The 12567-nt window shown below is 61.2% G+C and carries 12 protein-coding genes; 6 read left to right on the top strand and 6 right to left on the bottom strand.

Translation table 11 applies throughout. The annotated features are described in order from the left end of the window. Positions 1-91 precede the first annotated feature (91 nt). Genes BMX62_RS07605 through hpnC form a run of 4 tightly spaced genes read right to left on the bottom strand, consistent with a single transcriptional unit; the run spans position 92 to position 3963 of the window. The gene (locus BMX62_RS07605; protein WP_090206781.1) at positions 92-838 is read right to left on the bottom strand and encodes an SDR family oxidoreductase; all 747 of its coding nucleotides are present in this window, start codon (positions 836-838) and stop codon (positions 92-94) included. Beyond that, positions 838-2178 carry a hydroxysqualene dehydroxylase HpnE gene (hpnE, locus tag BMX62_RS07600; RefSeq protein ID WP_090206776.1) on the bottom strand — a complete coding sequence of 447 codons (1341 nt, stop codon included), beginning with the start codon at positions 2176-2178 and terminating at the stop codon, positions 838-840. The genes BMX62_RS07605 and hpnE overlap by 1 nt, the downstream gene beginning before the upstream one ends. After that, positions 2178-3038 (bottom strand): presqualene diphosphate synthase HpnD, encoded by an 861-nt coding sequence (gene hpnD / locus BMX62_RS07595; protein WP_090206771.1) that lies wholly within the window; start codon positions 3036-3038, stop codon positions 2178-2180. Before hpnD ends, hpnE begins: the two co-directional genes overlap by 1 nt. Positions 3039-3090: 52 nt before the next feature. Then, the gene (hpnC, locus tag BMX62_RS07590; RefSeq protein WP_090206768.1) at positions 3091-3963 is read right to left on the bottom strand and encodes a squalene synthase HpnC; all 873 of its coding nucleotides are present in this window, start codon (positions 3961-3963) and stop codon (positions 3091-3093) included. A 90-nt stretch (positions 3964-4053) separates the two neighbouring features. Here hpnC and BMX62_RS07585 point away from each other — a divergent pair, with 90 nt between their 5' ends. From BMX62_RS07585 to BMX62_RS07560, 6 genes are all read left to right on the top strand, one after another. Then, entirely contained in the window at positions 4054-4566 is a 513-nt protein-coding gene (locus tag BMX62_RS07585; protein WP_143339696.1) for a GNAT family N-acetyltransferase, read from the top strand. Positions 4567-4627: 61 nt separating this feature from the next. Further along, positions 4628-5209, top strand: a complete 582-nt coding sequence (locus tag BMX62_RS07580) for an SPOR domain-containing protein (RefSeq protein WP_090206817.1) — start codon at positions 4628-4630, stop codon at positions 5207-5209. Positions 5210-5288: 79 nt separating this feature from the next. Continuing rightward, entirely contained in the window at positions 5289-5783 is a 495-nt protein-coding gene (locus BMX62_RS07575) for a CvpA family protein (RefSeq protein WP_090206762.1), read from the top strand. Positions 5784-5822: 39 nt separating this feature from the next. Continuing rightward, positions 5823-7331 (top strand): amidophosphoribosyltransferase, encoded by a 1509-nt coding sequence (gene purF, locus BMX62_RS07570; RefSeq protein WP_090206759.1) that lies wholly within the window; start codon positions 5823-5825, stop codon positions 7329-7331. A gap of 91 nt (positions 7332-7422) precedes the next feature. Then, positions 7423-7992, top strand: a complete 570-nt coding sequence (locus BMX62_RS07565) for a L,D-transpeptidase family protein (RefSeq protein WP_420795815.1) — start codon at positions 7423-7425, stop codon at positions 7990-7992. A 98-nt stretch (positions 7993-8090) separates the two neighbouring features. Then, positions 8091-10265 carry a malate synthase G gene (locus BMX62_RS07560; RefSeq protein WP_090206756.1) on the top strand — a complete coding sequence of 725 codons (2175 nt, stop codon included), beginning with the start codon at positions 8091-8093 and terminating at the stop codon, positions 10263-10265. 50 nt (positions 10266-10315) lie between these two features. Here BMX62_RS07560 and BMX62_RS07555 read toward each other — a convergent pair whose 3' ends face one another. Beyond that, complete coding sequence (locus BMX62_RS07555) at positions 10316-11278, bottom strand: MBL fold metallo-hydrolase (protein ID WP_090206753.1); 963 nt, start codon at positions 11276-11278, stop codon at positions 10316-10318. Between the two features lie 121 nt (positions 11279-11399). After that, positions 11400-12554 carry a bifunctional 2-methylcitrate synthase/citrate synthase gene (gene prpC, locus BMX62_RS07550; protein WP_090206751.1) on the bottom strand — a complete coding sequence of 385 codons (1155 nt, stop codon included), beginning with the start codon at positions 12552-12554 and terminating at the stop codon, positions 11400-11402. Positions 12555-12567 lie beyond the last annotated feature (13 nt).

Here is a 12567-nt window from a genome sequence, read left to right as displayed (position 1 = left end):
GAGGCTTGCGTAAGCCCGGCACATCGCCGGCTGCTGCCTGAGAAGTGGGAAGCCTCGCCCGTGGCGCGTCAGCGCTTAGGGCGGGGAGCAGTCACGCCAGTTTGAGATTCTGGCCTGTGATCTGGGCGCTATCTGGTCCTAGCAGATACAGGTATGGCCCGATCACTTCTTCGGGGGTCGCCAGGGTGGTGGGATCTTCTCCTGGGTATTGTTCTGCCCGCAACTGGCTACGAATCGGGCCGGTGTCTACCCCGTTGACCCGCATCTTGCGATCTCCCTGATATTCCTTGGATAAAATCTCCATCAACCCTTTAAGACCGGCCTTGGCCACGCCAAATCCCCCCCAGTAGGCTTTTTGGCAGTCGTGGGTGGAAAACACCACGGAAGGGTCGGGGGATTGCTCCAGCAGGGGCAATACCCCATGGGTGAGCAGGAAGGGGGCATGCAGGTTCACGGTGATGACTCTGGCCCACAGTTCCAGGTCGTAATGTTTAAGTGGCGTGAGATAACCCACAAAGGCGGCATTGTGAACCAGGCCGTCCAGCCGGCCAAATTCGTTGCCGATGTTCTCCGCCAGGTCTTGATAATCCTTGGCGGTGGCGCCTTCCAGGTTCATGGGGTAGATGGCAGGCTGGGGACCACCGGCGGCCTCGATCTCGTCATAGACCCTTTCCAGTGACTTGATCACTTTGTCCAGCAGGATCACGGTGGCACCGTGGGTGGCACAGGCCTGGGACAGGGCATTGCCGATGCTGCCTGTGGCGCCGGTCACCAGGATCACCCGGTCCTTGAGCAGGTCCGGGGCGGGCGCATAGGTGAGCAGTTGTTGCGGGATCATTAAAAATCCTGTTCCGTGGTGGGTGCCTTTGAGGCAGTGAGCAGTGATTTGGCACATTCTAGCCCACTGATGACTGCCCCTTCGAGGGTCGCCGGCAGGCCGTTGTCCGTATAGTCTCCCGCCAGCCACAGGCCGGCTTCGGCGGTGCGGTTGCCCGGACGTAGCCGGTTGCAGTCCACTGTTGCCTTGAAGGTGGCCTGTTTTTCCCGGATCACCCAGCCTTGCAGGGGAGCAGGCCAGGCAGGAAAGAGCATGTGCAGCTCTGCCTGAATCTGGGCCTTGAGGGCCGCATTGTCCAGGGCCAGATGGGGACCGGAGGCGGAAATAACCACCGCCATGACGCCGGGTTGACCCGTGAAGCGCCGATCAAATACCCATTGTCCGGTGGTGCCCAGCATGCCGTGGAACGGGGTGCTCAGGCGCGTCTGTTGGGGATAGCGCAGGTAGACTGTGCAAATGGGTTCACAGGGCAGGGCCGCAAGGTGGCTGGCGGTGTCTGTCAGGGTGGGCATATTGGCCAGCAGGCGGGCAGTGACCGGGTGGGGGGTGGCCAGGATCACCTGCCGGGCACGGTATGTCTCTTGTGCGCGCAGTTGCAGCCTGAAGCCGTCACCATCCCGGTCTATGGCCTGGACCCGGGCGCCGGTGATCACCGTTCCCCCCCGGGATGTGATGTAGCGGCAGGCGGGTTCTGGCAGGGTGTCTCCCAGGCTGACCCTGGAAATCAACAGGTCCGCATGGCTGCGGTGGCCAGAGAAGGCGCCCTGGAGTACGGCGATGAACAGCCGGGCCGAGGCCTCGGCAGGATGGGTGTTGAGGGTGGCCAGACACAGGGGAACCCAGAGTTGCCGGATCAGGGTGTCGGGCTGCCGGTGTTCGTGTAGCAATCGGGATACCGGCATGTCTTCCGGGCCATTCCAGCGCATCAGTCGTGCCAGCCCCGGCAGGGCCTGCAGGCGGTCTTTGCCGGACATGCCCCGAGCCGTGAGCAGTCCGGCCAGCAGGTGGAACGGAGCCGGCAGAAACAGGCTGGACAGGGATACTTCCGGCATCCCGGATTCCCGCATGTTCAGGTCCAGGGGCAGGCGCAGGAAAACCCTGGATTCCTGCAAACCGATGGTTTCCAGCATGCGCAGAACCTGGGTGTAGGCACCCAGTAGCAGATGCTGGCCATTGTCCAGGGGCAGGCCGTCCAGATTCACTTGCCGCGCCCGGCCCCCCAGGGTGGGGGCAGCTTCCAGCACGGTGACTTGCCGGCCCGCCTGGGCCAGGTGTACCGCTGCGCTTAATCCAGCCCAGCCGCCTCCTACGATGACGATGTCGGTGTCTGGGGAACCCATTATCCTGCAGCCTTCCGGTGCCGGCGTTTTTCCTGGCGGGCGACCCGCCAGGCAATCCAGAATTTTCTCAAAGGGGTGAGCCGGACCCGCTGTTCCAGCACCCGGTAGCCGTCGGCGGCGATCTCGTCCAGCAGGGTGCGGTAGATGGCTGCCATGATGATGCCGGGGCGCTGGGCGTAGCGGTCGGATTCTGGCAGATGCTCAAAGGCTCGACGGTAGTAGTCCCGGGCACGATCGGCCTGGAAGGCAAACAGGGCCTGGAGATGTTCCGAGGTTTGGGGTCTTTGCAGATCCACCGGCTGTACGTCGAACCGTTTGAGTTCATCCAGGGGGATGTAAATGCGGCCCCGCCGGGCGTCTTCGAGCACATCCCGCAGGATGTTGGTGAGCTGGAAGGCCATGCCCAGATCGTGGGCGTAACGGGCGGTCTGCCGGTCCTCGTAACCAAAGATTTCCGCCGACATCAGCCCCACCACAGAGGCCACCCGATAGCAGTACAGGGACAGTTCCGTGAAAGTGGGGTAGGCGTCATAGTCCAGGTCCATCTGCATACCGTCGATGATTTCCCGGAAATGTTCCCGTGGCAGGTTAAAGCGCTCCAAAAGTGGTTGCAGAGCCTGGCAGACCGGATGGGTGGGTTGTCCCTGAAAGGTGCGATCCACTTCTTCCCGCCACCAGTCCAGTTTGGCCCTGGCCACCGCCGGATCGTGGCATTCATCCACCACATCGTCCACTTCCCGGCAGAAGGCATACAGGGCCGTAATGGCCCGGCGTCGTTCCGGGGGCAGGAACAAAAAGCTGTAGTAAAAGCTGGAGCCGCTACCGGCGGCCTTTTCCTGGCAGTACTGGTCGGGGGTCATCGGGTTTGATTCTGGTTGTCGCCAAGGCTGTAAACTACCACAGGTGGCCGGGTCAGCGGCGACGGGGAATGAGGCCGTCGCGCAGAATCAACAGATAATCCCGGGGTTGTAGTCGCGGTCGGGAGAACAGATCGTCGTGCTGTTGTTGCAGGCGGGTCAGTACCCGGCCCCCGGCGGCGATGATCAGGCGGATTTCCAGGCCGATGCGTCCAGATAGCAGGCCACCCAGGGGGGCACCTTCACGCAAGTATTCATCGGCCCGCCGGTACTGATCCTGCATCAGTTGTCGAAAAGGCGGGTCCGTCAGCTGATCACGAAAATGGGCTTCTGTGACCCCGTAGCGGGCCATCTCATCCTGAGGCAGGTAGATGCGCCCCATTTCGTGATAGTCCTGGGCCAGATCCTGATAAAAATTGATCAACTGCAAGCTGGTGCAGACCCGGTCGGACAGGGCCAGACGGTGGGCGTCGGCCTGTCCGGTCAGGTGCAGCAGCAATCGACCCACCGGGTTGGCGGAGCAGCGGCAATAGCGCAGTACCTGCTCAAAGTCCGGGTAGCGGGTCTGGGTGACATCCTGGCGAAAAGCCTGGAGCAGATCATGGAACAATGCCGTGGGCAGGTTGTAGGCGGCAATGGCATGGGCCAGGGCGATGAAAGTGGGGTCGTCGGGGTCCGGGGCGCCGGCTGCGGCGGCTTCCAGTCGGGTTGCCAGATCGTCCAGGGCTGCCAGCCGCGCCGTGGCCGATACATCACCTTCATCAGCAAGATCATCTCCCCGGCGGGCAAAACTGTAGATGGCGGCAATGGGGCCGCGCAGGGGGGCGGGTACCAGCCTGGAGGCTACCGGGAAGTTTTCATAGTGGCTATGGGCCTGCCGCAGGCATTCGCGGTAGGCTTCCCGGGTGCTGGGTGAAACGGCGCGCATCGGGTCGGCTCCCAGGCAATGAAGAAGCGGGGCAGTCTATCATGTCGTCCCAGGCAGAAGAGCAGTCTGAATCATTGAGGTTTTACGATTGTGGCGTATGACACATCGCGTCTTGTGATCCGTACCGCCGAGGCGGCGGATCTGGAGATCATCGGTCAGTTACCGGCAGATGCCCGTGAGGCAGACCGGGTTTTTCCCGGTGCCACCTACCCGCCATCAGTGGCCTGGTTGCAGGGGGTGATGGCTGACAGTGACTGGGCCGCCGTGGTGGAATGCCGTGGTGAAGTGGTGGCCTTGGGCATGTTGCATGCTCTGGAACCAGGTGGTGCTGGGTTTGTAAGGCATCTGGTGGTGCGCTCTGATCTGCGGGGTCGGGGAATCGGCGCCCATCTGCTGGATCACCTGATGGCCCATGCCTTTCGGGAGGCCCGCTGCCGGGAGATCCATGTGCAGGTGGCCACCGAGGCTGTTCCAGCCCTGCTGATGTGCTATGAAAAAGGCTTCATGCCCTACGGCATGAATGGCTATAAGGATGCCCAGGGTCAGGCCGGTGTATTGATGCATCTAAGACTGGGTAAGCGAGAATTTGATGAAGGCGATTGAACCGGGTTCGGATTCCGGGGCGGCAAATGGTCTATACTCGCCATCCGAGGACGCCCAAGCCGTGGAAACACCATTGAGAGAACGCCTTGTCGGCGCTGCCGTGCTGTTGGCCCTGGCGGTGATTTTTTTACCCATGTTGCTCAATGGGGCCGGACGGGAGGCCCGTTTGAGTCTGGCTGAGCCGGTGCCACCAGAGCCGATTTTTCAGCGTCCGTTACCTGCGCCCATCGAGGAGCAGCGGCCCGTGTCCACCATTCCGCCCTTGCCAGTGGAGCCGCCCCCGGTGGTGCATGAATCGCCACCCCCTCCGGCCCAGGCCACTGCCTTGGTGGAGGCAACCCCGCCCCCGCCGGCGGAACCACGCACTTTGCCCCCTGTACGCGCCCCTGAACCCAACACCCCGGTTGCCGGTGGGTGGGTGGTTCAGGTGGGTAGCTTTGGTCAGGAGGCCAATGCCCGCAGCGAGGCGGAACGGCTGCGGCAGGCGGGATTTCCTGCCTTCGTGGAGCGTACCAGTGCCGATGGCCGGGTGCTGTATCGGGTCAAGGTTGGACCCAAGCTGGAGCGTCATGGGGCGCAGTCCCTGCAGGCCCGCCTTCAGGCTGAGCAGTCCCTTCGGGGGATTGTGGTCACCCACCCCTGATGGCGTGTTTCTCGATGGCCGATACAGGCCCTCAATCTCTGTTACACTTCCCGCCACGACACTTCATCCCCATAAAAAAATGATCTGGATCGACTTCGTCATACTGGGCATTGTGGCCATTTCCACGGTGATCAGCCTGTTTCGTGGCTTCGTCAAGGAGGCCATTTCTCTGGCGACCTGGATTCTGGCCTTTTGGATTGCCCTGGCCTATGCCGGCACGGTGTCGGCGTGGCTGCCCTTTGGGCTGACAGATCCCACCCTGCAACTGGCTGTTGCCTTTGCCATCCTCTTTATCGGTATTTTGCTGGCGGGGGGGATTGTCAATGTATTGGCCGGGCAACTGGTGAAAAAGACCGGACTGTCGGGGACGGATCGCAGTATCGGCGCGGTATTCGGTCTGGCTCGGGGTGGCCTGATTGTCGCCGTGGTGGTGCTGCTCATGGGCCTGACCGTCATCCCCCAGGAACCCTGGTGGCAGGACAGCCTCCTGCTGCCTCACTTTGAGCGCATGGCGCTGTGGCTGAGGGATCTGCTGCCACCAGATCTGGCATCTCACTTCGCTTTTGGGGCCTGATCCCCACATCTTTCCTGAATCATCCAAAGAGGCACGCCCATGTGCGGGATAGTTGGAATTGTCGGGCACAGCCCTGTGAACCAGGCGCTGTACGACGCTTTGCTGGTGTTGCAGCATCGTGGCCAGGATGCCGCCGGTATCGTGACCTGCGATGAGCAGGGGCATCTGCATCTGCGCAAGGACAATGGTCTGGTGCGGGATGTGTTCAACCAGCAGCACATGCGCGGTCTTAGCGGCAATATGGGCATCGGTCATGTGCGCTATCCCACTGCCGGCAGTGCCTCCTCGGCGGAAGCCCAGCCCTTTTATGTCAACTCCCCCTATGGCATCACCCTGGGCCATAACGGCAATCTTACCAATGCCGCCGAACTCAAGCGGGAGCTGTTCCTGCAGGATCGACGCCACATCAATACGGAATCCGATTCCGAAATTTTGCTCAATATCCTGGCCCAGGAACTGATCCGCCAGGATAGCCTGTCCCTCACCCCTGAGGGGCTGTTTCAGGCGGTGAGCGGCGTTCACCGCCGTTGTCAGGGGGCCTACGGGGTGGTGGCCATGTTCTGTGGCCGGGGTATTTTGGGGTTTCGTGACCCCCACGGTATCCGGCCCGTGGTCTATGGGCGGCGGGATACCCCGGAGGGTACGGAATATATGGTGGCCTCTGAAAGTGTGGCCCTGGATACCCTGGGTTTTGAGCTGGTGCGGGATCTGGCCCCCGGCGAGGCCATCTACATCGAGACCGATGGCACGGTACATTTGCAGCAATGTGTGGAGCAGCCGGTGCTGTCCCCCTGTATTTTCGAATATGTCTATTTTGCCCGTCCCGATTCGATGATGGACAATGTGGTGGTGCATCGCGCCCGGATGCGCATGGGCACCCGGCTGGGTAAAAAGATTCTGCGGGAATGGCCCGATCATGACATCGATGTGATCATTCCGATTCCGGACACGGGGCGCACCGTGGCCATCGAGATGGCCCATGAGCTGAATGTGAAATACCGGGAGGGCTTCATCAAGAATCGCTACATTGGCCGCACCTTCATCATGCCGGGGCAGACCCAGCGCAGAAAATCAGTGCGCCAGAAGCTCAACGCCATCGCTTTGGAGTTCAAGGGCAAGAACGTGCTGCTGGTGGATGACTCCATCGTGCGCGGCACCACTTCGCGGGAGATCGTGATGATGGCCAGGGAAGCCGGGGCGCGGAAGGTCTATTTTGCATCTGCTGCTCCGCCGGTGCGCTATCCCAATGTCTATGGCATCGACATGCCTGCCGCCCAGGAACTGATTGCCCACGGGCGCACCGAGGATGAAGTCTGTACCGCGATTGCTGCCGACCGGTTGATCTATCAGGACCTGGAAGACCTGGTGGATGCGGTGCGCAAGGGCAATCCCCGGCTGGAGCGTCTGGATTGCTCTGTATTCACTGGCGAGTATGTCACCCAAGTCAGTCCCGATTACCTGACCCATCTGGAACAACGCCGCAATGATCTGGCCAAACGAAAACAGGACCGCGAATACGCCAACCTGGATCTGCACAACAACGCCTGACACGGGGCGGTTGTGTCTGGCCCTGATGTGCTGGATCTGCGTATGCCTGTTTCCGGTCAATCTGGTGGGGGCCTGGGCTGTGGAGGGCCAGATGATCATGGATGACGATGAAAAGAAGCTGTCCCCCTGGTATACCCCCATCATGGAACGGCTGGAGGCGGATTTCCCCCAGTATTTCATGGCCGATCCGGTGGCCATCGTGCGGGTGGATACCCAGCGGCTTTATGTGGTCCGGGATGGGCGGATTCAGCGGGAATTTCCCGTTTCCACCTCCCGGCATGGCATTGGTAATCAGGCGGGCAGTTATCGAACCCCCCTGGGAGTACACCGGATTGGCCAGAAAATCGGTGATGAAGCGCCGGTGGGCACCGTATTCCGGGGACGGATAGACACGGGCCGCATTGCCGAGATCGTCACCGAACCCCGGCGCACCCCGGAGGACAACATCACCACCCGCATCCTCTGGCTGGAGGGGCTGGAATACGGCATCAATCGGGGGGAGGGTATCGATTCCTTTTCCCGTTTCATTTACATCCACGGCACCGACGAGGAGGGGCTGATTGGCCGTCCCGCTTCCGAGGGCTGTGTACGCATGACCAATCTGGATGTGATAGAACTTTACGACTTGATGCCCTACGGCTCGCTGGTGGTGATCCAGTAGTCCGTGGGTGGAAAGCGCACACCCTTTTTCGGCGGTTGCAATACCGCAGCCGCAATTCCTCCCGCGATTGAAATCGCGGGTTTCCTTGCGGAGGTTCTATGAATCATTACGTTCCGGCGGGACGCCTGCAGGTGGCTCGGGAGCTGCACGACTTTATCAACAACGAGGCACTGCCCGGCACGGGCGTGGCCGCCGATGCCTTCTGGAGCGGCCTGGATGCCATGATTCACAATCTGGCGCCCCGAAACCGGGAGCTGCTGGCCAAACGCCATGACCTTCAGACCCGTATCGATGCCTGGCATCGCCGGCATCCTGGCGCCGTGGACATGGAAGCCTACAAGGCATTTTTGACCGAAATCGGTTATCTGCAGCCGGAAGGTGACGATTTTCAGATCACCACCGAACAGGTAGACCCGGAAATTGCCCATCAGGCCGGACCCCAGTTGGTGGTGCCGGTGATGAATGCCCGTTATGCCCTCAATGCCGCCAATGCCCGTTGGGGCAGCCTGTATGATGCCCTCTATGGCACCGACGCCCTGAGCGAAGAGGACGGCTGCCAGCGGGGCAGTGGCTACAATCCCCGCCGTGGCGAAAAGGTCATCGCCTTTGCCCGTGAATTTCTCGATCAGGCCGCACCCCTGGTCCGGGGCAGTCATGTGGGTTCCCAGGGGTACGCGGTGGTGCAGGGTGCCCTGCAGATTACCCTGGCCGACGGCAGCCTGAGTGAACTCAAGGCCCCGGAACAGTTCAAGGGCTACCAGGGGGATGCCGCCGCCCCCAAGGCCATCCTGCTGGCCCACAATGGTCTGCATTTCGAGATTCAGTTTGACCCCTCCAGCACCGTCGGCAAAACCGACAGCGCCGGCATCAAGGATCTGCTCATGGAGTCGGCCCTCACCACCATCATGGACTGTGAGGATTCCGTGGCTGCGGTGGATGCCGAGGACAAGGTGGTGGTCTACCGCAACTGGCTGGGCCTGATGAAGGGTGATCTGACCGCCAGCTTCCACAAGGCCGGTCGGGAAGTGATCCGTCGCATGAATCCGGATCGGGAATATGTCCGTCCCCAGGGCGGCACCCTGACCCTGCCGGGCCGGTCCTTGATGTTTGTGCGCAATGTGGGCCACCTGATGACCATTGATGCGGTACTGGATCAGGACGGCCATCCAGTGCCCGAGGGTATTTTGGATGCCATGATCACCGGTCTGATTGCCCTGCATGATCTCAAGCGTAGCGATGGTCTGCATAACTCCCGCTGTGGCTCGGTGTACATCGTCAAGCCCAAGATGCACGGCCCGGAAGAAGTGGCCTTTGCCGATCAGCTTTTTGCCCGGGTGGAAGAGGCTCTGGGCATGAAGCGCAACACCCTCAAGATGGGGGTGATGGACGAGGAGCGTCGCACCACGGTGAACCTCAAGGCCTGTATCCGTGCCGTCAAGGAGCGGATCGTCTTCATCAATACCGGCTTTCTGGACCGTACCGGTGATGAAATGCACACCGCCATGGAAGCCGGTCCCATGATGCGCAAGGGGGCCATGAAGGCGGCCCGCTGGTTATCCGCCTATGAGGACTGGAACGTGGATGTGGGTCTGGCCTGTGGTCTTCAGGGCCGCGCCCAGATCGGCAAGGGCATGTGGGCCATGCCGGACCTGATGGCGCAGATGCTGCAGCAGAAGGTGGTCCATCCCAAGGCCGGTGCCAATACGGCCTGGGTGCCCTCTCCCACTGCGGCCACCCTGCATGCCCTGCATTATCATCAAGTGAACGTGGCCCAGGTGCAGGCATCCCTGGCAGGCCAGCGCCGTGCGGTTCTGGACGATATTCTCACCATTCCGGTGGAGGCCAGTCCCACCTGGACGGCGGAGGAGATCCAGCAGGAACTGGACAACAATGCCCAGGGCATCCTGGGATATGTGGTGCGCTGGATCGATCAGGGTGTGGGCTGCTCCAAGGTGCCGGACATCAATAATGTGGGTTTGATGGAAGACCGGGCCACATTGCGTATTTCCAGTCAGCATATTGCCAACTGGCTGCATCATGGCATCTGTTCCCAGGATCAGGTGATGGAGACCATGAAACGCATGGCGGGTGTGGTGGACGAGCAGAACGGGGATGATCCCACCTATCATCCCATGGCCCCGGATTTTGAGGCTTCCGTGGCCTTCCAGGCCGCCTGTGATCTGGTGTTCCGTGGCCGGGAGCAGCCCAACGGCTATACCGAGCCGGTCCTGCACCGCCGCCGTATCGAGGCCAAGGCGAAGGGGCTGCGGTAGCCGCATATCCCCTCAACCCCTCTCCCCTTGCGGGAGGGGGTATCCCATGTCTATTCTGCCGGCTGCTTGTCCAGCCACACCTCCAGCCCCTGCACGTTCAGTTCCACGTCCATCGCCAGCAGTTCCCGAATCCTGGATTCGGGTAACTGACAGCCGTGGTCGGCCAGTCGTTTCACGAACAGGGCCATCATGCCATCCCACAGGGCCTGATGCCGGCCTTCGCCGTCTTGTCGATGGGCATGTCCCAGGGCCAGAAATGCCTCGATCATTTCATGCTGGTCGCTCTGCAAGCGGCCCAGGGCATCGCCGCCCACCCGGCCAAAATGGGTCAGATACATGTAATCCAGCCCCTGGGCCACCAGCCGGTCCACCGAGGCATGCAGGGCCTGGGGATCAAACTGCACCGGCGTGGTGGTGGGGTACACAAATGGCCCCTGGGGGGTATCCAGTTCCCGGTAGGCGATGCCAAAAGTATCACCGGTGTAGATGCCCTGGCCTTTTTCATCAACGACGCAGCAGTGATGCAAGGCATGTCCAGGGGTGTCCAGAAACACCAGTTCCCGACCGCCAAGAGAAAGACTGTCACCGTCTCTGGCCTGAATCACCCGGTCTTCGGGGATGGGCAGGAGGGTGCCGAAATTCCGGGCCATGATCGCCTCACCGTACACCGCCGTGGCGCCGGCAATGAGTCTGGAGGGGTCGATCATGTGTCGGGTGCCCCTGGGATGGGTCACCAGTCTGGCATTGGGAAGCTGGGCCATCAGGGTTCCGGCGCCACCGGCATGGTCCAGATGCACATGGGTGGGGATGACGTAGTCCACCTGTTCCCTGGACAGCCCCTTGTGTTCCAGCACCTTGAGCAGCACCGGTACCGAGTGGGAGGTGCCTGTCTCCACGAAGGCGGCGCGACCGTTCTCCACGATCAGATAGCTGGCGGCCAGGCCGGGACGCACCACCTGGGCATCAATCAGGGTGATGCCGTGGTCCAGATCCTGGAAATGGGGTTGATTCATCAAGAGGTTCCTCAAGTGATTGAGACGGTGTTGCCAGAGTACAAAAAACAGGGCTCATGACAAAAAAGCCCCTCTTTCCATCCGGGAAAGAGGGGCTTTGCCAGACATCAGGCCGTCAGATTCAGGCCCGCTGGTCCATGGGTACCCAGGACTGATTTTCCGGACCCACATAGTTGGCGCTGGGACGGATGATCTTGCCATCCTGACGCTGTTCGATCACATGCGCCGTCCAGCCAGTGGTGCGGGCAATGACGAAGAGCGGCGTGAACAGGGCGGTGGGAATGCCCATCATGTGGTAGGACACGGCAGAGAACCAGTCCAGGTTGGGGAACATCTTCTTGAGATCCCACATCACCGTTTCCAGGCGATCGGCCACGTCATACATGCGCATGGAACCTTCCTGCTCGGAGAGGCGGCGGGCCACCTCCTTGATCACCTTGTTGCGCGGATCACTGATGGTGTAGACCGGATGGCCAAAGCCGATGACGATTTCCTTGCGGGCGACCCGCTCGCGGATGTCCGCTTCGGCTTCGTCGGCGTTGTGGTAACGCTGCTGGATGTCGCAGGCCACCTCGTTGGCGCCGCCATGCTTGGGGCCTCGCAGGGCGCCAATGGCACCGGTGATGGCAGAGTAGATGTCGGCGTTGGTGCCGGCCACCACCCGGGCGGTGAAGGTGGAAGCGTTGAACTCGTGCTCTGCATACAGGTTCAAGGAGGTGTGCATGGCCCGTACCCATTCTTCTGATGGGGTACAGCCGTGCATCAGGTGCAGGAAGTGACCACCTACGCTGTCATCGTCGGTTTCCACATCGATGCAGCGGCCATTATGGGCAAAGTGATACCAGTAGAGCAGGGCCGAACCCAGACAGGCCACCAGACGATCCCCGATCAGACGGGCGCCGGCCACGTTCATGTCTTCTTTTTCCGGCTCCAGGGTGCCCAGCATGGATACGGCGGTGCGCATCACATCCATCGGGTGAGCGGAGGGGGGAATCTGCTCCAGGGCGGTCTGCAGGGCAGCGGGCAGGCCGCGCATGGACTTCAGACGGGCCTTGTAGCGGGCCAGTTCGGCCGCATTGGGCAGGGTGCCGTGGATCAGCAGGTGAGCAATTTCCTCAAATTCTGCCTGGTCGGCAAAGTCGAGGATGTCATAGCCCCGGTAGTGCAGGTCATTACCGGTACGGCCCACGGTGCAGATGGCGGTATTGCCGGCAGCTGTGCCCGACAGGGCTACCGATTTCTTCGGTTTGGGCTTGGCGATTTCGGTTTCGGTCATTGTTATCAGTCTC

It is taken from the genome of Ectothiorhodospira magna, assembly GCF_900110965.1.
GTDB classification, from domain to species: Bacteria; Pseudomonadota; Gammaproteobacteria; order Ectothiorhodospirales; family Ectothiorhodospiraceae; genus Ectothiorhodospira; species Ectothiorhodospira magna.
The sequence above is the reverse complement of the archived record's forward strand: the minus strand, read 5'-3'. Positions and strand labels throughout refer to the sequence as shown.